This window comes from Candidatus Villigracilis affinis, from assembly GCF_016705895.1.
In the GTDB taxonomy this organism is placed as follows: Bacteria; Chloroflexota; Anaerolineae; order Anaerolineales; family Villigracilaceae; genus Villigracilis; species Villigracilis affinis.
Map to the genome: position 1 here is coordinate 325,851 of NZ_JADJKT010000036.1, position 25,701 is coordinate 351,551.

General features: G+C 51.6%; 21 protein-coding genes. 2 read left to right on the forward strand and 19 right to left on the reverse strand.

What is annotated here, in order from left to right; genetic code table 11:
- Window positions 1–69 precede the first annotated feature (69 nt).
- The gene (locus IPI86_RS16680; protein ID WP_345299142.1) at window positions 70–4,161 is read right to left on the reverse strand and encodes a PAS domain S-box protein; all 4,092 of its coding nucleotides are present in this window, start codon (window positions 4,159–4,161) and stop codon (window positions 70–72) included.
- A gap of 363 nt (window positions 4,162–4,524) precedes the next feature.
- On the opposite strand from IPI86_RS16680, the gene tpx reads away from it, so the two are divergent.
- Window positions 4,525–5,049 (forward strand): thiol peroxidase, encoded by a 525-nt coding sequence (tpx, locus tag IPI86_RS16685; protein ID WP_345299143.1) that lies wholly within the window; start codon window positions 4,525–4,527, stop codon window positions 5,047–5,049.
- An 84-nt stretch (window positions 5,050–5,133) separates the two neighbouring features.
- On the opposite strand, the gene IPI86_RS16690 is transcribed toward tpx, so the two are convergent.
- From IPI86_RS16690 to IPI86_RS16770, 17 genes are all read right to left on the reverse strand, one after another.
- Window positions 5,134–6,411: a DegT/DnrJ/EryC1/StrS family aminotransferase gene (locus IPI86_RS16690; RefSeq protein ID WP_345299144.1), complete on the reverse strand. Its 1,278-nt coding sequence runs from the start codon at window positions 6,409–6,411 to the stop codon at window positions 5,134–5,136.
- 14 nt (window positions 6,412–6,425) lie between these two features.
- Window positions 6,426–7,604, reverse strand: a complete 1,179-nt coding sequence (locus tag IPI86_RS16695) for an MFS transporter (RefSeq protein ID WP_345299145.1) — start codon at window positions 7,602–7,604, stop codon at window positions 6,426–6,428.
- Window positions 7,605–7,655: 51 nt separating this feature from the next.
- Window positions 7,656–8,993, reverse strand: coding sequence for a hypothetical protein (locus tag IPI86_RS16700; protein ID WP_345299146.1), 1,338 nt, complete (start codon window positions 8,991–8,993; stop codon window positions 7,656–7,658).
- Window positions 8,990–10,222 carry a neutral/alkaline non-lysosomal ceramidase N-terminal domain-containing protein gene (locus tag IPI86_RS16705; protein WP_345299147.1) on the reverse strand — a complete coding sequence of 411 codons (1,233 nt, stop codon included), beginning with the start codon at window positions 10,220–10,222 and terminating at the stop codon, window positions 8,990–8,992. Before IPI86_RS16705 ends, IPI86_RS16700 begins: the two co-directional genes overlap by 4 nt.
- 49 nt (window positions 10,223–10,271) lie before the next feature.
- Window positions 10,272–11,243 (reverse strand): BadF/BadG/BcrA/BcrD ATPase family protein, encoded by a 972-nt coding sequence (locus tag IPI86_RS16710; protein WP_345299148.1) that lies wholly within the window; start codon window positions 11,241–11,243, stop codon window positions 10,272–10,274.
- Between the two features lie 26 nt (window positions 11,244–11,269).
- Window positions 11,270–13,087: a sugar phosphate nucleotidyltransferase gene (locus IPI86_RS16715; RefSeq protein ID WP_345299149.1), complete on the reverse strand. Its 1,818-nt coding sequence runs from the start codon at window positions 13,085–13,087 to the stop codon at window positions 11,270–11,272.
- Between the two features lie 20 nt (window positions 13,088–13,107).
- Window positions 13,108–14,460 carry an MFS transporter gene (locus IPI86_RS16720; RefSeq protein ID WP_345299150.1) on the reverse strand — a complete coding sequence of 451 codons (1,353 nt, stop codon included), beginning with the start codon at window positions 14,458–14,460 and terminating at the stop codon, window positions 13,108–13,110.
- A gap of 56 nt (window positions 14,461–14,516) precedes the next feature.
- Entirely contained in the window at window positions 14,517–15,407 is an 891-nt protein-coding gene (locus tag IPI86_RS16725; protein ID WP_345299151.1) for a polysaccharide deacetylase family protein, read from the reverse strand.
- Window positions 15,408–15,473: 66 nt separating this feature from the next.
- A complete protein-coding gene (locus tag IPI86_RS16730; RefSeq protein WP_345299152.1) occupies window positions 15,474–16,454 on the reverse strand; it encodes an NAD-dependent epimerase/dehydratase family protein in 981 nt (326 codons plus the stop codon).
- 51 nt (window positions 16,455–16,505) lie between these two features.
- Window positions 16,506–18,245 carry a Gfo/Idh/MocA family oxidoreductase gene (locus IPI86_RS16735; protein WP_345299153.1) on the reverse strand — a complete coding sequence of 580 codons (1,740 nt, stop codon included), beginning with the start codon at window positions 18,243–18,245 and terminating at the stop codon, window positions 16,506–16,508.
- Between the two features lie 13 nt (window positions 18,246–18,258).
- Window positions 18,259–18,750, reverse strand: coding sequence for a prolyl-tRNA synthetase associated domain-containing protein (locus IPI86_RS16740; protein WP_345299154.1), 492 nt, complete (start codon window positions 18,748–18,750; stop codon window positions 18,259–18,261).
- A complete protein-coding gene (locus IPI86_RS16745) occupies window positions 18,747–19,715 on the reverse strand; it encodes an iron-containing alcohol dehydrogenase (protein ID WP_345299155.1) in 969 nt (322 codons plus the stop codon). The genes IPI86_RS16740 and IPI86_RS16745 overlap by 4 nt, the downstream gene beginning before the upstream one ends.
- Window positions 19,712–20,599, reverse strand: coding sequence for an ROK family protein (locus IPI86_RS16750; RefSeq protein ID WP_345299156.1), 888 nt, complete (start codon window positions 20,597–20,599; stop codon window positions 19,712–19,714). The genes IPI86_RS16745 and IPI86_RS16750 overlap by 4 nt, the downstream gene beginning before the upstream one ends.
- A 1-nt stretch (window position 20,600) precedes the next feature.
- Window positions 20,601–21,167: a GNAT family N-acetyltransferase gene (locus tag IPI86_RS16755; protein ID WP_345299157.1), complete on the reverse strand. Its 567-nt coding sequence runs from the start codon at window positions 21,165–21,167 to the stop codon at window positions 20,601–20,603.
- A complete protein-coding gene (locus IPI86_RS16760) occupies window positions 21,164–22,168 on the reverse strand; it encodes a hypothetical protein (RefSeq protein WP_345299158.1) in 1,005 nt (334 codons plus the stop codon). Before IPI86_RS16760 ends, IPI86_RS16755 begins: the two co-directional genes overlap by 4 nt.
- 3 nt (window positions 22,169–22,171) lie before the next feature.
- Window positions 22,172–23,497, reverse strand: coding sequence for a GH1 family beta-glucosidase (locus IPI86_RS16765; protein ID WP_345299159.1), 1,326 nt, complete (start codon window positions 23,495–23,497; stop codon window positions 22,172–22,174).
- Between the two features lie 79 nt (window positions 23,498–23,576).
- Complete coding sequence (locus tag IPI86_RS16770; RefSeq protein ID WP_345299160.1) at window positions 23,577–24,221, reverse strand: carbohydrate ABC transporter permease; 645 nt, start codon at window positions 24,219–24,221, stop codon at window positions 23,577–23,579.
- Window positions 24,222–24,246: 25 nt separating this feature from the next.
- Between IPI86_RS16770 and IPI86_RS16775 the strand changes: the two genes are divergently transcribed.
- Window positions 24,247–24,654, forward strand: coding sequence for a hypothetical protein (locus IPI86_RS16775; RefSeq protein ID WP_345299161.1), 408 nt, complete (start codon window positions 24,247–24,249; stop codon window positions 24,652–24,654).
- Here IPI86_RS16775 and IPI86_RS16780 read toward each other — a convergent pair.
- Window positions 24,633–25,601, reverse strand: coding sequence for a sugar ABC transporter permease (locus IPI86_RS16780; protein ID WP_345299162.1), 969 nt, complete (start codon window positions 25,599–25,601; stop codon window positions 24,633–24,635). The genes IPI86_RS16775 and IPI86_RS16780 overlap by 22 nt on opposite strands.
- Window positions 25,602–25,701: the final 100 nt, after the last annotated feature.

Here is a 25,701-nt window from a genome sequence, read left to right on the forward strand (position 1 = left end):
ACTTTCTTTAGTTGCATTATGGTGGAAGCTGTCCCCGGCGAAACGTAAGCCTCACCCAGGTTCGTTCATTCATGGTTTTCCCTCCATCTCCTTTTGTATGATCTTTACGATCTCCTGCAACCTCACCGGTTTGCTCACATAATTATTCGCGCCCGCGCGCAGGCAGAGTTCCCTGTCGCCGGGCATTGCAAGCGCAGTGATCGCGATAATGGGTGTCGCTGCGATCACTGAGTCTGTATGGGCGCGTATACGGCGGATCGTTTCCAACCCGTCCATGCCGGGCATTTGAATATCCATCAGCATTACATCGGGATGGATCTCTGCAACTCTTTCAAGTAATTCGATACCACTGCGAACCTTTACAACGCGATATCGTTCCGTTTCGAGAAACTCCGCGATCATTTGCAAAACCATTTCGTCATCGTCTATGATCATGACCAGGGGAAATCGAGATGGTTCAACTTGATTTTTTGTCCCAGAGACCGCGTCAAGCTTGTGAAGCGGCACATAAGGGATGGGCGTTGTATTTTGAGGCGACCACGGCAGGTTGACCGTAAAGCGGCTGCCTTTGCCTATTACACTTTCCACTTCAATACCGCCTTTGTGCAATTCTGTTAATCGCTGCACCAGCGGCAGGCCGAGTCCTGTGCCCGAATATTCGCGCGCAAGGCTGCTATCCAGCTGCACAAAGGGCTTGAATAGTTCATGTATGTCGCCAGACGCGATGCCAATACCCTTGTCCCATACGGTCAACCGGACCCTTCTTCCGGCCTTATCTGCCTGTACTTCCAATCCCAACTCGCCATTTTCCGGCGTGAATTTAATGGCATTGCCCAGCAGGTTCACCAGAATTTGTTTCAGGCGGCGCGCGTCTGCATGGAGCATGATCGGTTCAGCCGGGGACTCGTAATATACCGTCTGCTTTTTTTGCTGCGCTATGCCTTTTGTCAATTGAATGCTTGCCTGACAGATATCCGCAAGGGCGCACGGTATGAACTGTAAATCCAGCTTGCCCGCTTCGATCTTGGAGAGGTCGAGGATGTCGTTGATCAAATCCAGCAAATGCCGTCCGCTATCCTCGATATACTTTACAGCCTTATATTGTTTCTCACTTAATTCGCCATAGGTTTTTAGCTGCAGGGTTTCTGAAAAACCCAGGATGCCGGTAAGCGGCGTGCGCAGTTCATGACTCATGCTGGCAAGGAATTCATCGCGCGCGCGAAGTGCACGCGCCAGGTCTGAGTTGGCGAGACTGAGTTCGGCTGTGCGTTCCTCCACGCGGAGCACAAGTTGATTTCTTTCATCGGCGAGCAACTCTTCCACCTTTTTTCGTTCGGCAATTTCCTGCCGGGCAGATTGAAACAGGCTGGCATTTTCAAAAGCAACCGCTGCCTGGTTTGACAGTGTGGCTACGAGGCGTTCATCCGCTTCTTTAAAAGCATTCGGTTTGTCACTTTCGATGCTGATCACGCCCAACACCCGTTCAGCGATTTTTATCGGTACATAAAGACCCGATTGCAAGCCGGGAAAGGTTTCGAAGTAACGCGGATCATTTTTTAAATCGCTGGAACGTACCGTTTGTCCGTGCTGAACTGCCCAACCACTTAAACCCTGATCGAAGCGGTGTATGGTCTTAAATCGTTTTTCCGTTGCGCCGTACTCTTCCTGACTAGTCAGCTTGGGCAGATTAAATGCAAGTAATTCAAGCGTTTTGCTTTCAGGGTGATACAGGCGGATGGCTGTATGATGCCAGTCCATTTCCTGATCGAGCAGGTTAATGATCTTTTGAGCAATGGTTTTAGGCTTCACAAGCTGGCTGAGGGACAATCCGCTTTGGTAAAGTACTTCCAGTTCGCTCAGGCGCTGGCGGATTTCCATTTCAGCCTGTTTGCGCCCGGTGATATCGCGTGAATTAATCAGCCCAACCATCTCTCCATGGTCATCCAGATAGGTTTTCCCCACGCCCTCGAAGACTCGCCAGGAACCATCCCTGTGTCGAAATCTGAACTCGGCGTTGGCTGTGCTCTCAGGCTTTTGGACATTTTGTGCAAAAATTTCCCCGACTTGCCCGCGGTCATCGGGATGTATAAAATCAAATGCGTTTGCACCGATCATCTCTTCCGGCTTGTATCCCAGTAGATGCTCAAAGGACGGGCTTTCGTATTGGATGATGCCGTCCAACCCCACAACAGTGACAACGTCCAATGAGTTTTCAATCCAGGCGCGAAACCGTTCTTCATTCTCGCGTAAAGCCTCTCCGGCGTGTTTGCGTTCGGTAATATCCTCTATTTGAGAGATGAAATACAAAGGCGCGCCCGCATGATCTCTTGCGAGCGCCACCGCCAAAAGTACCCAGATGATCTTTCCTTCCTTATGGAAATATCTTTTTTCCATCGTATAGGATTTTATTTCTCCAGCCAATAACTGGTTCAAATAGTTTAAGTCACCATCCAGATCATCGGGGTGGGTATATTCCTGAAATGTTTTCCCCAGAAGTTCATCTTCAGAATAACCAAGAATGGAACATAACATGGAATTGACTTTTAACGGTTTGCCTTCGAGCGAGACCAAAGCCATGCCAATGGCAGAATACTGGAATGCATTCTTAAAGCGATCTTCGCTTTCGTATAAGGCTTTCTCCGCCTGTTTGCGCTCGGTGATGTCGCGGATGGTGGAGAGCATCGCAATGCGCTGCTCGATCACGGTCAGGAAGGCCACGGTAGATTCGACGATGCGCTCGGAGCCATCCGCGCGGCGAATCGCGGATTCAAAGGTCGGAGGGATCACTTCGCTGGCAAAGACAGTCTTGTACTGTTCGACAGCTTGTGCCTGAATTTCTTCCGGGAAAATAACGGCGAAACTCCTGCCGACTACCTGTTCCAGCTTATAACCGTAGAGATCAAGATAGGCTGGGTTGGCTGCAAGCACTATCCCCTCGGGGTCAGATAACGCCATTGCGTCTGAGGTCGCCTCCCAGACCTGACTGAAACGCTGCTGACCTTCGCGGGCCGCGGCTTCAGCCAGTTTGCGCCCGGTGATGTCAAGCATGATGCCCTGCCAGTATTGAGGATTGCCTTGCGGATCGCTCACCAGGACGATTTGATCATGCACCCAAACCAGACGGCCATCGCGGGCGATCATTCGATATTCCATGTGGAATGGTTCGTTGCTCTGATCCGTACGGACGGCATGAGTCAGCACATCCTGACGGTCTTCAGGATGCAATGTTTTCAACCAAAATTTTGGATCGGCCAGCCATTCCTCAGGGGTATACCCCAACAGGGTCTCTATCTGCGGGCTGACGTAAAGCGTGGAGGTTGTATCTCCGACCGCGTTTATATAAACAACTGTAGGCAGGTGCTCAACCAGTACGCGGAATTTTGCCTCAGATTCCCGCAAAGCATCTTCCGCCCGCTTGCGCGCTGTGATGTCACGCGCGATTCCTTGAAAGCCGATAATATCCTCACCACTATAACGAGGGGCAGATATGACTTCCACATAATGTGTCTTTCCGTTCTTCCCACGCACCTCATATTCTGCCGCTTCCTTCAAACTCTTCCCTTCAAGAATTTTCGTCAGCCTTTCCCTATATTGATCCAAAAAATTATCCGGGACAATATCCCAAATGCTCATGGAGAGGAATTCTTCTTCGCTGAACTGAAGCTCCTTACACATTGCTTTATTGACGGTTAATATATTGCCCGACAATTCAATGATGAAATAACCATCTGGACTGTGGTTGATCAAGTCGTGATATTTCTTCTCGTTCTCCTGTAATGCGGCAATGATGCGCTTGTGCTCAGCGTTGTCACGGATATTGCATTGGATCACTTTTTCGTCACCCGCCAGATAAACGTTGCTAATGAATTCAACCTGGATCAGCCGCCCGTCCTTCGTCTTGAGCGGCAGGTCTTCGTAACGAATGTATTCATTCTCTTGCAATGCCTCAAAGGCATCCTTGCTGGCTTTTATATCCTTGAATGCCCCCACTTCCCAAAGCTTTTTCTCAACAAACTCTTCGCGCGAATAGCCCAGCATTTTTATCAAATACGGGTTAACGTCCTCGATCATTCCTGTTTTTGCGTCCAGGATTAATATCCCATCCTGGGCGGCTTCAAACAGGCGGCGATAGCGAAGCTCTGAGTCTTTTAGCTTTTGCATGATTAATATCTCAATTTTTTTTCACGCCTCAAATGCACATTGTTACTTAATCCTATAACGAACGCTCCCCAATCGCATCCGACGGTTGGGGAGCGTTCGTCTCCGCCACTTGGGGGAGGTTTAGAGTATCAGAGGGCAGCGAAGTGGTTATTGCAATTCTCTACTCTCTCCGACCACTCCGTGGCGTGAATACCATCGCAACCATGTGGCTCTTTAGGTTGGACATCTCCATTTGACAAAAACTGTTGATCGGGGCGTTCCAGTCACAAGTCTGGTATTTGGCGGTAAAATCCGCCCTGAAATTTGTAAGAATTTACCATCCACACCTATCCATTTACCAATCAACTCAAGGAGAGATTTTCAATGACAACCGTTCGTAACGATGTTTTCAAACTAGGCGATAAATTCGCAACCCTGCTTGGCGATGAGGTCGCTGTGGGGCAGGCCGCACCCGAATTTACCTCCGTGGTCACAGGCTGGGGAACCGTGAATCCTCTTCAGGAATCCAAGGGCAAGGTGATCATCCTTTCCGCCGTGCCCTCACTGGATACTGATACCTGTGACCGCGAGACCCGCCGTTTTAATGAAGAAGCCGCAAAACTGGGTGACGACATCATCATCTACACCATCAGCACTGATTTCCCGATGGCGCAAAAACGCTGGTGCGGCGCCGCAGGCGTGGACAAGGTGAAGGTCGTGTCCGATGTCATCGATGCCGATTTTGGTTTGAAGTATGGCATCCTCATCAAGGAACGCCGCTATCTGCGCCGCTCGGTCTTCATCGTTGGGCGCGATGGCAAGCTGACTTACGTCAAATACCTCCCCACTCTCGGCGAAGAGCCGAACTACGACGAAGTCATCAACGCCGCCAAAGAAGCCTTGAAGTAAATAACAACCTGTTTTCAACAAAAAAATTCCGCCTCTTTTGAAGGCGGAATTTTTTGTTTGACTTTACTCAGGTCTGAATAACTCTTAACCGTATTTCTTCCTCAACTCATCGGCGGCAGCATTTAACTCAACCGCATTCTTTTGGATCTTCTTTAGTGCCGCGACCGCGTCATCCACACCCTTTGTGCCTTCGCGAAAAATTGCCTCATCGAGCCAGACCGCCTCATGTTCGCAGGCGCGGGTGGCCTCGGGCAGGTTCATGTTCTTGAAATCGAAATATTCAGGGAAGGCATTCGGCACAGCCAATTTCGATCTCTGCGGCTGGAACAATTCGTAATTGTGCATCGCCTCATAACCGACCCAGCAATCAACGCCTTCCGCATCGAGTGCGCCGCACAGCACATCATGCTCCACGCCAAATTCCTGCGGATCGATCGCAAAGATATAGCGGTAGAACGAGCGGGTGGTATGGCGTTCATCATGTTTCATCACACGCACGCCTTTAATCTCGCTCAGGGCTTCGTCCATGTAAGCCGCCATTTCCTCGCGTTGTTTCGCCTGTGCAGGGAAACGCTCAATGCCCACAAGCGCCATCGCAGCCTGCAATTCGCTCATGCGGAAATTTCCGCCCTGCATCGCGAGTCCATTCTTGTCTTCACCGCCGCCGCCCAACGCATGCGGACGTCCACAGTCAATCACAGATGCGGCCAGCGCGGCAAACTCTGGCGTGCGGCACAGCAAAATTCCGCCTTCTCCCGCTGTCAGCGTTTTTGAAGATTGCAAACTGAACGAGCCGAAGTGACCAATTGTCCCTGCGCCTTTGCCGCGCCATTTCGCGCCGTGCGCATGCGCGCAATCTTCGATGACGATCAAATTGTGTTTTTCCGCCAATTCCATGATCGCATCCATATCGGCCATATTCGAACCGAGATGCACAGGGATGATGGCTTTGGTCTTGGGCGTGATGGCCTTCGCCACAGCCTTCACATCGAGACAATACGTATTCGGGTCCACATCCACGATGACAGGAATCGCCCCTGCACCCATTGGCGCTGATGCCGTTGCCTGAAACGTATAGGCAGGGACAATGACTTCATCCCCCCAGCCAATGCCCGCCGCACGCAAGGCAACTTCCATCGTCACCGTTCCGTTGATCATCGGCACGGCATACCCGCCGCCCTGCAGCTCCGCAAATTTCTTCGCCAGTTCCGCCGTCTTCGGGCCGGGGTAAGGGTAACCGCCCCAACGCCCCGATTTGACCACTTCGACCACCGCGTCAATATCACGCTGATCCCACACAGGCCACTGCGGATACGCTTCCGTCCTTGTTTTTGGTCCACCGAGTATCGCTAATTCAGACATGTTATTTCTCCTTTTTAAGAAGCCTGCAACTGAATCGCAGGTTTTCGTTGTGAAATGACCAACGCCAGCCACGCAAGGAGTGTCCCTGCGGCAGCGATGATGTAGAGTGGATAAGCGCCCACCCAGTCGAAGACGGCTCCGCTAAGGGGGGCGTTGAAGAGTGCGAGGATACCATTGAGGGTAACGTAATAAAGGGAAAGGATAGTAGCACCTTGTCCTTCGGGAGCGTTTTCAACCGCATAGCCGACCGAGGCAATGGCATAGAAGCTGTAATAAAATCCGCTCGCGGCGCGCATGAACATAATGGAAGCAATGGAAGGATAGACAACGATGGCGATAAGCGAGATACCTTCAAGCAAAATTGAAAGGGAGAGGATTTTCCCAGCGCCATGTTTGCGGACGAGTTTATCTGCCCACAGCATAATGGGTAATTCCATCAAGGCGGGGTAGGTGTATGCCCAGCCGATGAGCTGTTCGCTTGCGCCGAGTTGATGCATGTAGAGCGTTTCAAATTGGTGACGTCCGCCGTTGGACAGCCAGAAGATGGATAAAGCGATGGTGAGTCCGAGCAGGGTGCGTTGGGTGACCAAGGAACGCGCGACTTTTCCAAGGGGAAGATGATGTTCCTCGGCAGCAGAGGCAGGTTTCGGCGTTGTGATGATGCGTCCGAGCATGAGGATGCAGAGTCCGTATAAGGCGGCGTATCCCCAGAAGATGGAGACGAGTCCTGCGCGGCTGACCATCCACCCGCCAATAAAGGCTGTGATCGCCCATCCCAAAGAACCCCACAATCGAATGGAGCCGAAGCCTTCTTTTTCGCTGGAGATGCTGAGGGCTTGCGCGTCAGAGAGCGGATAAACGGGCGCGCCCACCAACGCTTCTATCGCAATGATGACAGCCATGGCAATAAAAAGATTTTGTTGACCGAGGGCGAGCATCAATGCGCCTGAGCCGAAGAGACAAAGTTGCAGCACGCGGCGCGGATTGATTGCATTGTCGCTGATGCGCCCGATGAACGGCGCGCTGATAAGCCCAATGAGGCTGCCAATGGTGGTGAGCCAGCCCATCTGTGTGCCGCTTAACCCTTTTTGTGCGTAGAAGAGGCTGATGAATGGGAAGACAAACCCGCCTGCGCCAGTCCAGAGCAGGTAGTAGGCGCGCATAAAAAAGAGGGAGCGAGGAGTGGGTTGCATAAGGTGGTGCTTACGATGGAGCTTTATGGTCTATTGTCCATCACACATTGTTTAGACTCCAAAGAACAACGGCAGATACTGCTTGTTGGCTTCAAGCAATTCATGAAGTAGCTGCCTGGCCTGTGGAATGGTAAGCCTGCCCGAAAGCGGATCGTTGAGCAGAACTTGCAGCGCGAGATCCCAATCCCCCGCCAGCGCAGAGCGGATGGTCATCTCCTGATTCGAAATGTGCTTTTGCAAAATGCTCTGCACTCCCGCAGGGACTTCTCCATATGAAGTAGCATGCGCACCCATCGAGTTAATGACGCCATAGGTTTCAACAACAGCGTCGCAGGGCAGATTTGAAACCTGGCCCATATTCGGTAAATTCATAATGCCGATGTAATTTTCTCCGCTTACCACTGCGCGGATGATCTTATTCGCCGCTTCGGTAGAGATATCTTCCATGAACGGCTTCAAATCGGTTTCGCCTTTCAGCACAGATTCGATCATCATTTTTGCGAAGGCTTCCAACGCCTCACGGTCTTCGATACTGGTGAGCTTTAGGTCATAGTCCGTGCCCCAGTGGGTGGACTCATTGATAAAGTGCGGAAAAAACTCGGCAATGTGACGGTCACCCGCGGCAGGCAGCGCGCCATACAACTGAAACAGCGTGGACTTTACTTTCGCATGGTCGGTGAAAACCGAGGTATCTTCTTCGTCCACTTTGATCTCGCCGCTCAGGATCTTCCCAGCAATCGCAGGGACCTCATCCCAAACCCGTTTGCCATCGGTATATAGGTCTGTGACCCAGATCAGATGATTGATACCCGCGATCTGTGCTTGAATATTTTCAGGTGCTGTGCCGAAGATCAACGCCAGTTTCTCACGCACACCGATCCACTCATGGCACAAGCCGACCACCTTCACGCCCTGCATGGCAAGCGTGCGCGTGAGCACGGTCATTGGGTTGGTGTAATTGAGGAAAAGCGCATTCGGACAAATTTCCATCACCTTGCGCCCAATCTGTGCAACGACGGGGATATTCCGCAAAGCACGCGCCAACCCGCCTGGGCCAGTGGTATCACCCACCGATTGTCTGATCCCATACTTCGCAGGGATCTCCAAATCAGGCCGCATGGATTCGAGTCTGCCTGTGGTGATGGTCAAAATCACAAAGTCTGCGCCTTGCAGGGCTTCTTCGAGAGAAAGAGTCTTTTCAAGATGAAAATCCAAACCGAAATCCCAAATCATCTTTTGACCGAGCGCATGCACCAAATCCACGCGCTCTTGAAGGATGTCGTGCAAAACGATGGTCGAGCCTTTGAGTTCGGGCGTGGCGAAAACATCCCGCATGAATGTGGGTCCCCACGAATACGATCCGCCGCCGATGATGACAATCTTTGTCATTGCGAGGAGCCGTTCTTTGGCGACGAAGTAACCCCCGACTCGCGTTCGGGGCTCGCAATGACTTCACGTAATGCATCCATCACGCTCGTTGCAATGCCCTTGCCGATGGAATTCGTTTCTTCATAATGCTTTCCAGGCTTGAACGGATTCAACGGATACTTGAAATCTTCCACGGGCAAAATGTAACCGACCTCATCATTCGCCAGCCCGATCACACCTGTGACTTGAGCCCCCGCTTCTTTCATCCACGCTTTGAGCTGCAAGCCCAGCTTTGGCAGCAACTCCCCTGGGACAGTTGCCAGCCACAACCCGCCGATCTTGATGAGATTGACTTCTGTAGTGAGGTATCCCTTTCTATCGCGCACATCGGGAATCAATTTTCGCAAAAAAGCAACCTTGTAAAGCGGATTTGTCAGCTTGGCTTTGATTTCCTTCTTCTGAATGCCAACCACTGAATACTGCTCACTGTTCACTGCATCTAACGCCTTTACACCCTCCTCCCCCAACTTCCTCCCCATAAACTCCGCCTCTTCAAAGGAATGATCTTTTACGTCGGGGGTCATCATGCCGCCCAGTGCACCCGAAAAGAAAATGCAGGGCGCACCTGTCTGCTTTTCCACTTCATCGCGCAGATAGCCGACATAATCCGCTGTGATATTTGGGTTGTGCTCCCACAACACTTCGGGATGACATGGAAAGTCAAACAAGGTGACCAACGGTTTGCCATCGTCAGCCGCGAATTGCAGCAAGGTCAATTCATCATCAAGGATCTCAGGGTTGCGGGCATTCTTCACCAAACCTGAAACGTGGACAGATGTCCATTTCGCAAAGGCAGGTTTGGGGTCAGAAAGCGAAGCGTTGATCGTATCCACGATCTTCTTTTTGATCGCAAACATATAATCCGAATCCACGCCGCAGGTTTTATCGTCTGGCCCCCAAAGCCCCATCGTGTCGGGTCCATGGTGTGTGTGCGTGGAAGCAATGACAACATGCAAATTCACATCAGAGACCTTTAACGCCTCCACGACATCCTTCATGTCCTGCTGAAAAAATCCAATCAGATCAAGCGCAACGAGCACAAGCGTGATCTCTTCCGTTTGAATTGTCAGCGCGCGCGCATATAGATCATCATGAACCGTTTCAGCGCGGCGGTTTTGCCCGAAGCCCGCAAGATATACGGGCTTATCGAGCGATGGCGTAATGACTGTTTGTGCATATCCAATTTTCATTTTTTCCTCACTGACCCTAAAGGCTTTAAAAACCTTTAGGGTCCAAATATCATTTCACAATTTCCTTCGCTGTCCGCACCACCACATCGCGCACGGCGTAACCATCGAAACCAGCCTGCTCCATGCCGAGAATGACCGCTCCCACCACAGGCGGACCATCGAGCCGAATCAACTTTGCGCGCGGGCAATGCCTTAGCACCACATCACGCATCGGCTTTATGATGATCTCACCCGCTTCGAAAATGCTGCCCGATTGAACGATCTCCACTTCATCATCTTCCATTTCGATTTGCCGCGCCACCGAAACCGCCAGCCAGCCCAACTCCTCCCCCGCCCAACGAATGATCTCCTGCGCGGCGGCATCGCCATTGCGCGCCGCATTGATCACTTCGATCGCAACAAACGGAAAGATATGATATTGACTGTTCGACACGCCTTCCATCAGATCGGCTTCATCTTTCGCACCCGTTGCTTCGAGCAAAACCTTTGTCAGCACAGTGGGTGGGGTACGTTTGATCCACGCATAGTTCACAGCTTGCAGCGCGCGATATGCGATCTCGATCCCGCCGCCATATTCGCCGAAGGTCGGTCCATTGCCGACGATGCGTCCTTCTTTTCCATTTTTATTTCGCCCGCGGCAATTGTTCGAAGACCCCGCCGTCACGTTGACTCCGATTCCGCGCGTTGCGCCAGCCAGCAATCCATTCGTGCCATCGTTGACGATTTCCACGGGGCAGGATAATCCCAGCTTTGAGATGGTCTGCAAATGAGATTCTCTGTCGGATGGAAAATCGTATCCAGCCACGCCGAAGCCTGCTCCTGCTATTTGAGCATTCCCCACCCCTGACATTTTCTTCGCGCCCTCAAATGACTCCTGCAAGACATTCAGCAAGCCATCATAGCCAACGCCTTGATGATTGCCGCCCCATGATTTTCCAAACCCCACACATTGACCCGTCTCATCGACAATCAGTGCGTGGGTTTTTGACGAACCTACATCTATTCCTAAAAAGTATTTCATAAATCTCCGTTTGAGGGTTACAAGTTTCAGGTTGAAAGTTGGGCGTGATGGGCAGCATCCCATTCTTTTGGCGCGGATTGCAAAACACCCACTGCTTTGAAGCCATCTTGAATCATGCGGTCAATGGCAGCTTGCATTTCGATCTCTCCGCGCTCCGAAGGGCGGATATTTGGCAGGTAGTCCCAAATTTGCGGCGGGAGGATGAACAGAATCGAAGCCGCGTAGGGACTCATGATTTCCTCGGGTTTTGGCTTCTCGATAATGCGTTTTACGCGCCACTCTGAATCCACGTCCACGCTGGAGCGGGCGGTGAGTTCTTCGATGGGACATTCCTTCAGGCTCATCACGATCTCTGCCTGAGATTTCTCTTTTGCCTGCACCAACTCAAGCAGGGAATTTTCTTCGAGGATGTAATCGGTCGCCACGACCATGACGGATTCGTTTTGAATCCATTCTTTTGGCACAGAGAGGAGCGCATCGCCATTGCCGCGCAATTCAGTTTGATGAGCAAACGAAGCGGAGAGATTCCATTTTGAGCCATCGCCGACGTACTCGAAGATTTTTTCTTCCAAGTGATTTGTCACAATGCAGACCCGTTCCACACCAGCTTTTGACACGGCACGCAGCACATAATCCAACGTGGCGCGGCCATTTATTTGCAATAGCGATTTGGGCGTGACATCGGTATGGGGGCGTTGACGTTTGCCGCGCCCTGCAGCGAGAAGAACGGCGGAACGGGTGACGGGTGATGGGTGACGGGTGGCAAGTCCATCGGCAGTTTCGACGACGAAAACTTTTGAATCCAATTCAGGGTGCGCGGATTTAAATTTCTGGGCGATTTCGGCACAGGCTTTTTCGGCGTGGCCCCGGCTTGCCAAGGCAACCACGCAACCGCCATATCCGCCGCCGCTGAATCGGCTGCCGTAAATTCCGCTGGTGGAACTGACAAGTTCATGCAATTCGATGAGGATGTCGCTGCCTGATTGGTAATTGGTAATCGAAGACTGACAGGATTCGTTCATCAACTGACCGAATCTTTCGAGGTCTGCATCCTTCCACATTTTCGCGCCCGCGTGGACTCTGTCCACTTCGGTGAAGAAATGCTCGGCTCGTTTGCGGAGGTTTTCTGGCAATGACATTTTCTTTGCTTCGAAGGTTTCACGCGGAATGTCGCCCAGCTTCCATGCTCCGTTTTGCAGTGTGGATGCGGCTTCATGGCACTCCGCCACGCGGACGTTGAATCCGCTTTTGGTGAGTTCGCGCGAGATGCCCGAATACGCCACGACCCAGGCGAAACTGCCCGAGGGTGGATCCATGATCGGGGAAACAGAACCAGTTACCGTGTCCATGAAAAGAAGCGCGTTTCTTTTTCCGTAGATGATGCTCATCGGGTCGAGCAATCCGTTTTGCAGACCCAGTTCGTTATGTTCGAGTTCAAAATCCAGATGAACGAATTGCTCATCGCTGAATTCCATTTGGTTGACATTTGCGAGCGCCTTGAGAAACGCCAACCCCACTGAAGCAGATGAACTCAACCCTGCGCCGACCAACGAACCAGTGACATGCGCCTTGATTCCGCGCTTGGCTTTCAACACGCGTGCGGCGGCTTGGGCATATCGCGCCCAATGATTGGTGTCGAGCGCCCCGATGGAAAATTTCACCTCGCCGAATTGGTCGCTGGTGATGTGAAGTTCGTTTGAATCAAGCAGCTCGTATTCAAGCGTTGTGCCGATGTTGATAGTGCGACCCAGCACCACGCCGCCTTGATGATCAATGTGCGCGCCAATGGGGCAAATGCGGTAGGGAGAAAATAAAGTGATGGGTGTCGGGTGTCGGGAGGTCATCAGTGAGTAGTAATTGGTAATTAAATATTGGAGGATTCTCTCTTTTGTTTGAGAGTTGTTTTGATCTCTTCCAAATATTTTCCATGCAGCGGATACAGCCACAATAAAAAGATGGCAAGCAAAAAGCCGATGGAAGTTGGCACAGTGAGGAAGATGCGGAAGCCGAGATCAACGGACGCGGGTTGAACTTCGAGAAGTGTGTCATAACCAAAAGCAGGCATGACCAGGCCAAACACAGATGAAACGAGCAAGCCGCTCAATGTGATGAGAAATCCGCTCATGCCAAAATACATACCCGCGCGTTGATGACCTGTTTTGACTTCGTCCTCGTCAACGACCTCGGTCATGATGACATCGCCAATGAGCACAAGTCCGCCGAGGCCGATGCCAAGCACAACCGCTGCTGCATAAGTAAAATAGATGTTGGGCGAGAATCCCATCGGCACAATACCAAAGATCATAATGACATTGGCAAGCATGAGCGTACGGCGCGAGTCGAGGCGATTCGCCACCCAATTCCGCCACGGATACAACGACAGCATGGCAATGAAAAACGCACCGCCGAGGATGACGGTTGCGAGGCTTTCATCCACCTTCAGGCTGTATTTGAGATAGAAGAGAATCCCTGTTTGCAGGGAACCTGTGGCAAAGAAACGCATGGTTTGCGCACCAGCAGCGGTGAGATAACTGCGATTGGCAAAAGTATATTTGAGCGCATCCACAAAGGGAAAGCTCGTGTCGGTATGAAGTTCCTTGCGTTCGAACATGGCTGGGTAGCCCGCATAGATCGCGATAACAGAGATCCCCGCGAACAGCATCGCCATTCCGCTCCAGCCCATGATGTTGGCCAGCATCGGCGGTAATGCTGCGCCGATAAACAGACCGATGATCTGAAAAATATTCATCTTCGCGGCGACATCTGTCCGCTCTTCGTAGGTGCCGAACATTTCAGGCAGCAAACCGTAATATCCCGTGGCAAGCGCAGTATATAAACCTTCCCACAAAACAATGGCGGCCCCGAAATAGATCAACAATCCGCGCGGGTCAGATTTTCCATCAAACGGCGCAGTAAACAACAAAGCAAATGCAAGTGCATAGGGCAGCCCGCCGAACAAAATATACGGGAGCCTGCGTCCCCAGCGTGAACGGGTGCGGTCAGAAAAATATCCGAGCGCAGGGTTATTCAAGGCATTGTAGATAGTATAGAAAAACCAAAAGGTCGAATACATTGCAACGGGCAGGTTCTTGATATCTACGATGTAAAACGCAATCACACCCGCCACCGCCTCCCCTGGGATCGTGATCCCCAAACTGGAAAGCGAATACAGGATGCGGGTTTTGGTGCTGGTCTGAAATTTTTTACTGACTTCCATGTGAACTCCTTTGGCGTTCTTTCTTGCTCATGAAAGAAGAAAGAGGAAAGAAAGAATTACTTCCGCATCGCGTCTCGTATCGCGCGATACCCGATCGGCTTGATGTCTTCGCTTTCGATGAATTTCTTCAACTCATCACTCATGAAAGTGTTGTAATTCGAAACGCGGCTTTCCCAATCGGGAGCAATGGCTCGCAATTCAGGCGTATCAATGGATGGATGCAAAATAAAATGCGTGATGCCTTCGGGTAAATTGCCCAAAAGATTTTTTGCAATCTCCATTTGACCATCGGGCTGGTCGAGCGGCATCGCCACAATTCCGTTCAGAGTCGGCACGCCAATCCCCTCCAACATTTCCATAACGGGCGCATACGAAATCATGTCCGCTTCACTTACGCCCATCATCTCGATTCCCTTTGCATCGAGTCGCGGCAGCATGTTCGGCAGCAATCGGCTTGATGCTGCTTGAACATACGATTGAATAAAAAGCGGACTCATGATCGTGCCCATGTGCGAATCGACATGCGTCGCATCAATGCCCGCCTTCAGCGCCATTTCGATTTGAGCATTGACCTCCGCCTCCACGTCTTCTGGACTGGCATTGTCGTACACTGCCTGATGCCACTGATGGAAGTACCCCGTCTCATCTCTTAAGCCCGAGCCTGCTCCTGCTTCTGAAACAGGACCCCACCGATAGTTTGTCCACTCCGCGTTGAGCGTCGCATGGACTCCCATGTCCATTTCGGGATTCTCGCGGCACATCTGCGCCGTGGCAGGGAACCACGGACACGGAACCATCACCGCGCCAGAGGTAATCGTCCCAACTGCCCACAAATCTTTGAACGCCTGCACCGAAGCATGGCACATGCCAATGTCATCGGTGTGGATAATGACGAGTCGGTCGGTATTGCTGTATCCCATTTTTTGCAAATACGGATTTGGTTTCATTTTTCTCCTTCGAAGAGACCAAGGACGAAAGACCGTTGACCATTCATCGTCCGTGGTCAATGGTCTCTATTTCCACAGTGTCTTATATTTCGCAACAATTTCATCTTCCCATTTCAACTCATCTGAATTGGGAATTCGCCCCTCGCGTTCCATCACTTCAAAGACCTGTGTCATTCCCTGCTCCAGAGAAATCTGCGGGTGAAACTCGGGCACATCGCGGAAAAGTTTTTCAGCGGAATAGTAATCGTTGAACGCGAATTCATCTTCCAGAATGCCGATTTCAGGGACGTTGAGCCGCCGCAAATCTTCGAATGGCACGCCGATGAGTTCCACGTCCCTGCCCAAAATCTTATTTGCAAGGCGGTGATAATCGAGCCATGTATAAAATCCGCGATTGACGGCGTTATAGGTCTGCCCAATCGTGTGTTCCTTGCCGATCACACCGACAAAGGCATGGGCGATGTCATCCACGTGCAGATGCTGATGAATGGCAAATCCATCGCCGCAGATGATGACAGGCTTGCCTTTTTTCACACGGTCAATCCACGAGAAATCCCAGCAGATTTGACGTAACATTCCCTGCACAGGTCCGTAGGTTGTGGAAGGCTTGATGATGACAACAGGAAATTTCTCGCGGTGATACGCTTCGAGATAAACATGATCCGCTGCCGCCTTATTCTGCCCGTATTCGGTATTCGGGCGCAGGGGATGAGTCTCATCCACGGGGAGATAGTCATATTGAATGCCGTAGGTGCAAACAGTAGAAGTCTGTACGAACCAGCCCACTCCCCGAAACGCGCGGACACTCGATGCGGCATCTTCTGCGGTGAAGCAAATCATGTCAATTGCCGCGTCGAATTTCTCGGCTTGCATCTTGCGTTCAAAGTCTTCGCGGTTACTGCGATCTCCCGCAATGACACGTACGCCATCAGGCGCTTTCGCTGTCTGCCCGCGATTGAATACAACGACTTCATGTCCCTTTTCGAGCAGAAGTTTTACGATAGGCTGGCTGATGTTTCCTGTACCGCCGACGATTCCAATTTTCATGATATATCCTTTCAAAGGTAGACGATGGTCAATCGTCTGTTGTTCATCGTCCTATATTCCGACATGCAACGCGCTGGTGTTCAACACCTTCAACGGTTCGCCGCGCGGAAATGATTGTCCCTGCGCCACTTGTTGTGACTTTGCATCCATGGCAACGAGCAATTGCTCCATGTCCTGTGGAGTGAATTGGGCTTCATAACAGCGCAGTGCGCCGATTTTCTCCTCCCACGTGGAAGAAATATCCGCAATGACATTCGGTTCACGGGTGAAGTAAAACGCTATCCCGTTGATGTCATGCGGCTCGTAGGCAGAATCAACTTTCGGGTCGGACGAAGCGATTTTCGTCAATCCAGCAAACATGACCGCTTCTGAGGCTGCCAATCCGGTTTGGATGTGATCGCGGTGTCCTTCGTACGTCAGCCACGGGTCACAGGTGAAAACAAAATCGGGTTTGATGATGCGGATGTATTTGAGCAGGTCGCGGCGCACATCGAAATAGTTGTACTCGCCCGCGTCGGGATAGCCGAGCCAATACTGCTCTTTCACACCGACAATTTCCGCCGCTGCAAATTGGTCGCGCTTGAGCGCCGCCGCGGCTTTTTCATCGGAGAGCGAAGAATCGACAACGCCCATGAGATCATTGGTGACCGTGAGATAAATAATTTCCGCGCCGTTTTTTGCAAGCTGTGCAAGGATGCCCGCCGCGCCGATGTCGTTATCATCGTAATGCGGCTGAATGCAAAGAATGCGCTTTGCAGAAAAAATATCGGGAGTGGGGAGAATGGTTTCGATTGTCACTTTGATTTCCACAGCCTTTCCAGTTCTGCTCGACTCATACGCCGCATCCACAACTTTCATATTCGTCCAGCCTTCCAAGCCGCCAGGGATTGGAGTTTGATTCTTCTCAACGCACTCGACAAAATATTTCAATTGGTCATCGTACAGGCTTTGCGGCTGATGCGATTCCTGCTGCGGGAAACCTGTTTCAATCAAGTCAATTCGTTGCTCTTCTTCATTTGGGATTTCCAAATGAGTGGGGAAGACCGAGCCGAATCCTTTGAGCCCATAGAGTTGCGCGCCCGCTTCGGGGCTGTCGGAATGCGGCTGCCACCAACCTGTTTCAATATAGGATGTTGTGCCGTTATCCCATTCAATGATGATGACACCTGTATCATCCACATCGTAACTGCCGTAGTGCGTGCCGATTTTTGCATAAACTGAAACGGGCTGCGGATCGCCAAGCAGGTAGCGCGTAGTATCGAGCGCATGCACACCCATGTCTGCCATCGCGCCGCCGCCCGCAAATTCTTTCTGAGCGAACCAGCCCGAAGGTCCCCAATGCACGTGGACGCTGTACGCCTTCGTGCGAATGATTTTCCCAAGTTTTTCAGATTGTTCCTTCAACCATTGCACTTCGGGATGAAATCGCCAGCAGTGCGCCACCATCAACAACGCGCCAGATTTATCCGCCGCCGCACACATTTGCTCGGCTTCACGCGCGTTCATCGCCATCGGCTTTTCAACCATCACATGCACGCCTGCATTCAACGCGGCAATGGTTTGCGGCGCATGTAAATAGTTGGGTGTGCTCACCACCACCGCGTCCACGCCGCCATCTTTGAGCATGGCTTCGATGGTTTCATATTGACGCGGGATGCTGAATTCCTTTGAAAACTCTGCCATCGACTCGGGTCTGTGATTCACAGCCGCTACGAGTTCCAATCCCAGCTTTTGCGCCCCCCGCGCATGGACTTTGTTGATTCCGCCTGTTCCAGCAAATGCAATTTTCATATTCAACTTCCTTTCATTCCTTGAAAAATTTCGGAGCATGTCCTGTCAATGCGAAGAACCGCTGCAACTCTGCTTTTGAAAGAATCAGCGTCGCCGTATTCACCAGCGGGTGACAAAGAAATTGTTCGCCGCGCCAGATTTCATCATCGATCCATAACTCAACGGCGTGTTCAGAATCATTCGCCAGGCCCATCATCGTCACCGAGCCGCGCGTCACGCCGAGCAGGCGCATCAGGTTTTCTTCCGAGCCAAAACGCAAATGAGCCACGCCCAACTGCGAAGTTAATTCATCCAGTTTCACGGTCTTCTCGCACGTTGTCACCGCCAGAAAGAATCGCCGCGCTTTTTTATCGCACAGAAATAAATTCTTGGTGCTCACCGCTTCCACACCCGCATGGTGCAAATCCGCTTCGGCGCAGGTGAACACAGCGGGATGTTCCAATCGTTCGTACAAAAATCCGTTGGCATCCATGAATTCGAGAAATTCTTTTTCAGTTATGATCATTGCTTCCCCAAAGTATGCGCCAGCCCAAAAGCAAGCCCGTGCTTTTCACAATACACGGGAAGTTCTGCCAATGTGCGCTTGACCACCTCAGGCGGAATCCTGTCCAATGGAATGTTGCACGCTTTGAGCGCCGCCTCAAGCGGACCCGCAGCCTGATCCTGCAACTTTGACATGATCATAATTCCAGGCCCCACCAGATCGCCATGCGGCAAGCCGTGTCCCATTTCGTTTTCGACGGCGTAGGCGAAGTAATGCTCACTCCCCTCTTCGGGGCGCGAGTGACCGACCTGATTGCACAGTTGCACTTCCATCGCAAGGCAATCGTACAAAGTTTTGAGTCCATCTTTATCACCGCGGCCTGCGGCTTCGGCGCAATCAAGCACACCGCTCAAAATGGATTGGGCGTTGTCATATACCCACGGAATGAATTCCATGCCAGCGGGATTCATTCCGCGTTCGTGCGCAAACTTCCAATCCCACGCGCCCGTGGCAATCGACATCACATCCGTAATTCCCGCCGCGCGGATCGAAGCGGGCGCTTTGGCGATGGTATCCAAATCGAGAATGAGCGTCTCAGGCACTTTTGTTTCCATGTAATAAACACATCCATCGCGGCGAATGCCCGATGCGGCAGTGATGAACGCATCCACAGAAAGCGCTGTGGGTAAAACCACAAGCGGCAGATTCAGTTTGGATGCAATGTACTTGGAAGCATCAGCAACCAGCCCGCCGCCAACTGCATATACGATTTCAGATTTTTGATTTGCGATTGACGATTGAAGATTATCCCAATAATCAGTTGTGGCTTCAGCTACTTCTATGGTTTCGATGATGTTGAGTCCACGCAGGTTTGCTTTGACCGCATTCCAGGCAGGCGCGGATGTAACCAAAAGAACAGATCGCTTCTCGTCAATTTCAGAGAAGGGCATGTTGTGAACAACTGGAAGGTTTGGAATTCTTTTCATGAATCCATTTGCATTGCCAGAGCAATGCAGCCCAATTCACCTGCACGCCCACCGAGCGCGGGCGGGACGATGTATTCATCAATATGATTGAGGATCATGTCGTGGGAAATATAGCCGTTCAACAATTCCTGCGTCTTTCTGCGCACAGCGGGAAACATGAAATCTTTTTGCATCACGCCGCCGCCGATGATGATCCTCTGCGGGGCAAGTGAGAGAATGAAGTTCACCAACGCATGCGCGATGTAGCCTGCTTCCATATTCCAGTAGGGATGATCATCAGGCAGGGTTTCGCCGCGCTGACCAAAACGAGCCAACACTGCGGGGCCAGCGGCGAGTCCTTCAAAGCAATCTCCGTGGTACGGACATGCCCCTTGAAACGGATCCAGCTCAAAGTTATGCGGGATGCGGATATGTCCCATTTCGAGGCTGGTGAGTCCGCGCAACGGTTTTCCATCCACAATGTGGCCGCCGCCGATTCCCGTTCCGATGGTGAGGTAAAGCGAGTGGCTGTCGTTTTTGCTGGCGCCCCATTTTGCTTCGCCCAACCCCGCAACGACAACATCCATATCCACCGCAAAAGGCAGATTGATTTTTTCACGCAGCATGCCGAGGATATTTGCGTTCGCCCAATTCGGTTTGGGCGTGGTGGTGATGTAGCCATAAGTTGGCGAAGCGGGATCAACATCGAAGGGGCCAAACGAACCCAGACCGATCCCCTGCAATTGATTTACATAGGGCGCGAAGAAATCACAGACCTGCCCGATCGTTTCTGCGGGTGTGGTGGTTGCGAAGCGCGCTTCGGCGATGATGTTCTCGGGGCCGTTGCCCACTGCGCAATTGAATTTTGTCCCGCCGCCCTCGATGCCGCCAAAAAGTTTTTCCATTTTATTGATCCTGTTTTGTTGGTATTTTTTTAGACATCAAAATATCAGGCTTGCCAGCGCCGTTCGCATCTGGCACAACACCTGTGATGCAATAACCCATTTTTTGGTAAAACTCAAAAGGGTGTCTTCCAAAATTTTTGATCTCGCTGATCTTTTTCCAGGGTTCCACATACAGATCGGTGTTCGATAAGGAAGTCCTGTTATCTTCGTCATCCGTGCCCAGCATGACGGTGAGTGCGCCGCGCATGCGAACCTGTTCTTCAAAATCCTGCACCAGCGCGCGGCCAATGCCGTTTCCCTGCAAGCCGGGCTTCACAACCAGCGGATGCAATTCCCACACGTGCCCATCGTATTGTTCGATGCCGCCGATCCAACCGATGACGGTTTCGTTTTCATCAAGCGCAACACGCAGAATGCGATCATCGGCGAGCATTTCATGCACTTCGGTCAGGCCGTCGGCCAAGGCAGGCCAGGCTTCGGGTGAATGATCTTTGAAGGCATCCACAAGAATCTGCGCGGCTTGTTGAATCAGTGCAGGTTGATCTGAAGCCAGTGAAATGATTTTCATTTTCTGAATTTCCCAAAGGTGTTCCCAACCACATCCCAGACTTTTTCAGGATTCTCGGAAGCGCCATCCCAGGCGGAATTTCCATGCATGCCCCAAATGGCGATGGATTGCGCGCCTCTTTCGACGGCGAGGCTGAATCCTGTTTCGAGTTCATTTTCCCTGCCCGATGGGATTCCAAAGCCCTGCGCCCAAAAGTGCGGAGTTAATCGGCGCGGTACACAAATTTGCATGGTGCGTTCCATTTGAGAGGAGACGTATTCTGTGCAGTCTTTGTTGTGCAAAAACCAGTATGGATCGGTGCCAAAAATGTCGAGTCCGCGAAGGTCGGCGATGCGATTCCATGGGAGAGATTCACTGGCTTCATCTTCAACGGGTAATAACGTGATGGCATTTCTTACACCTTTGTCTTTGGCGTAGCCGATCATCTCGGCCAGAAAATTCACCATAAGGTCTTCGCGGAAGAGGCGCATTTCGGCGGTCAATGTTTCGGGCATGGGTTGCCCGAAGCGATTCTGGAATGAGATTCTACATCTCGGACAGAAACAGGCAAAGGCGGAGTCAGGAGCGAAGCGCAGGTCGTCCCAATCTGGTATGTAAAGATGCGGTTCGTCCCAGAAAATGGTATCGGCGCCAAAATCAACCGCCATGTCGATCCAGAGTTTCATTGCGATTCTGGTTTCATCGGCAGAGGGGCAGGCGGCGGGCGCGCGCTGGCCTGTGGAAAGAATCTGGCAGGCTTCGGGGTTGCGGGGTACGAATGCGGAAAATTGTTCGCCGCCGAAAAGGCCCATCACTGCCCAGGGATTCGCCCAACAGCTGAGGCCTGCATCGCGGGTCATCTTGAAAAATTGCGCGGTGCGACTGCGGGCGAAGACCATTTCATTCTCGCTGAAACTGTGGACGATGTACGTGCAGTGATGCGCGAGAATATCATCGAGGTCGCGTTTGAAATGATGCGGCCAGCCGTTTGCAAAATAGGAAACGCCAGTTTCAGGTTTCAAGCTTCAGGTTCCAGAGACTTCATTCTTTCGTATCACTTCCGCGTACCAATCGCCTGAGTCTTTGAAGGTACGTTTCTGAGTTTCGTAATCCATGCGGATGAGGCCGAAGCGCTTGGTGAAGCCATGTCCCCATTCGAAGTTATCCATCAATGACCAGACCATGTAGCCGCGCACATCCACGCCATCCTGCATGGCGAGGCGGGTTTGAATGAAGTGCTGTTTCAAATAATCGAGCCTGCGCGGATCGTGAACTTTTCCATCAGCGCCGACTTCATCTTTGAACGCGGACCCATTTTCGGTGATATAGATCGGCGGCAGGCGATATTCGTTATTGATCTTCACGAGCATTCTGCGCATTGCCGGGGCACAGACTTCCCATCCCATTTCGGTATATTCCGAACCATGCACTTTATCGATATTGCCGCTGGCGCTGACAAGATTGCGTGAGTAAAAGTTAATGCCTACGTAATCGAGTTCCTGCGAGATCAAGGCCAGGTCGCCATCGTAGATCTTCGGCATGTTCTCTCCCACCAGGTCGTATGCGGCAAGCGGATAATGCCCTTTGAAGATGGGATCAAGGAAAAGGGTCTCACTGCGGTCCCACGCGGCGTTGGCCTCGGCAATGTCTTCGGGTTTATCGGTGGCGGGGTCTGCCATCCACAAATTGAGGACGATGCCCGCTTCCACTTTTGAATTCGCACTGCGGATGGCTTGCACGCCAAGTCCGTGTGCGACCATGAGGTTGTGCGCAACCTGATAAGTGATGCGCGGATCTTGATTCCCCGGGGCATGTTCGCCAGAAAGATTCCCATCGAACGCGACGACACTGGGTTCGTTGAACGTCGTCCAGTATTTCACACGGTCACCGAAGTGTTTCACCGCCAAGGCAGAATAATCGGCGAAGGCATGGCAGGTATTGCGATTCTCCCAACCGCCTTCATCTTGCAAGGCTTGCGGCAGATCCCAGTGATAGAGGGTGAGGAAGGGTTCGATATTGGCGGCGCAGAGTGAATCGATGAGACGGTCATAGAAATCGAGTCCCTTTGGGTTGATACGGCCGCGCCCCGCTGGCAGGATGCGTGTCCACGCAATGGAGAAGCGATAAGCTTTGAGGCCAAGTCGGCGCATGAGGTCGATATCTTCTTCATAGCGATGGTAATGATCGCAGGCAATATCGCCCGTGCTCTGATCTGAGATCTTGCCAGGGGTATGACTGAAGCGATCCCAAATGGATTCGCCTTTGCCGTCTTCGTTCCAGGCGCCTTCGATCTGATATGCGGCGGTCGCCGCCCCCCAGAGAAAGTTGTGTGGGAATTTGTAGGTTGTCATAGGTTAGGTTTTAGGTTTCAAGTTTCAGGTGAAATGACCGCGTTTGGAGCGCTGTGTATGGTCTATGGTCGGCTCAGCTTTATCCCTTCACGCCGCTGAAGACCACGCCTTGCGTGAATATCTTTTGGCTGAAGAAGAATAATAAAATCGGCGGGAAGATCATCAACACGGATACCGCCATGATGAGATGCGTGTTGATGGTGTAAAGGGCATCGAAGGTTTGCAAACCGACGGCAAGAGTCCAGTTTTCGCGGGTGTGCAGAAAGATGAGCGGCTCGTAGAAATCATTCCACGCATAAAGAAAGTGGAAGATACCCACCGAAACCAGCGCAGGGCGGGCCTGCGGCAGAATGATGTAAAGCAGCACCTGCAGGGGATTCGCGCCATCGATCTTGGCGGCATCGTCCAATTCAAGCGGAATGGTCATAAAGAATTGACGAAGCAGGAAGACATCGTAGGCATTCGCAAAGAACTGCGGCACGATCAACGGCAGAAGCGTATTCACCCAGCCAAGTTTTTGATAAAAAATGTAAATGGGAATCAGGCGCACCTGCGAGGGCAGCATAATAGTGGAGAGCAGGAGGAGGAAAAGCACATTCAACCAAGGGGGCACGGAAACGGCTAAATCCGTAGGCCACCAGTGAGCTGGAGAACAACATGCCAAACATTCCCACAAAAGTGACGATGAGCGTATTGCCCAGATAACGGAAAAAAGGCATGGCATTCAGGGCTTCGGGGTAATTCTCCCAGTGGATGTCGAAACTATAAAGGGCGGTCTGCTCGTTCAACTTGAGTTCGATCAATTCATCGGGTCTGGCTGGGTCGGCAAAAAAGGCCATGCCGCCCGGGGCTTTTTTGATCATCGCCATTTCAAGCGAAACACCATCCACTATGACCTGATACAGGTTGAATTTCTCACCATTGATCTCGACGGTCTGCGGTTTGCGCGGGATCAGGGTATTTGCATCCGAGCGAAGCTGGCCCGGGTCCTTCAGCGAAGTAGAAACCATGAACGCAAGCGGGATCATAATGATCACCGCACCCGCCGCCAGCAGAAGGGTCGTAATGCCTTTGAAAAGGAACTCACTTGCTTTTATACTTCCAGTGATCGAACCGAAGAAGCCAGCAATCCGTTTCATTGTTTACCTCTCAATTGACCTTCGTAATATACCCACATATCCGAAGAGCGGAAAATCAGCGCTGTAAGGGCAAGCACAATGATGAAAAGGATCCAGGCCAGAGTGGAGGCATAGCCCATGTCAAAATAGCGGAAGGCATTTTGATAAAGATATAAGTTATAGAAAAGTGTGGCGCGTTGTGGCCCGCCTGTGCCGCTGGTGGCCACGTAAACTTCAGTGAAGTATTGGAATGTGCCGATCATGCCCAACACGAGGTTGTAAAAAAGGACGGGAGTCATCATCGGAAAGGTGACATTCCAAAACCGCTGCCATGCGTTGGCACCGTCTACTTTGGCGGCATCGTACAAGTCCGTGGGAATGCCCTGCAAGCCAGCGAGGTAGATGATCATGGAACCACCCACCCCCCACAGGCTCATGATCACCAGCGCAGGGACCGCCCAATTCGGGTCCTGCAGCCAGCCCGGAGGGTTATTGATGCCGAGCACATTTTGCAAAAACGGATTCAAAATTCCCATGCGCGGATTGAGAATGCGGATCCAAAGCAAGGTAACTGCCACGCCCGAAATAATCGACGGCAGAAAATAAATGGTACGCCAGACATTCACGCCGGGCACCTTTTGATTCAATAGCACCGCCAGCGAAAAACTGAAGATGAGATTCAGAGGCAGGGCAAGCGAGGCAAAGTAAATGGTGACTTGCAGCGCCTTCCAAAAGATCGGGTCGCCCAATTGACGGGTATCGCCTGTTCTGAAAAATTCGGGAATGCCCGAAAACACACGGATATAGTTATCCAACCCAACCCAGTTCGGCGGGTCCACGATGTTGTAATCGGTGAACGAAAAATAAAGCGATGCCAGCATGGGACCAATGGTGAAGATCAAAAAGCCAATGATCCACGGGATGATAAATGCATACCCGGCCATGGCTTCGCGTCGGGCGAGGCTGATCGTTTTTATTGATTTCATGCGCCTCCAGAAAAAGACCGTTTTTCACGGTCTGGGCTTAAGAATAAAAAATAATTCCAATTGGATGGTGAAGGAAACTCCACCATCCAATTTAGCTTAC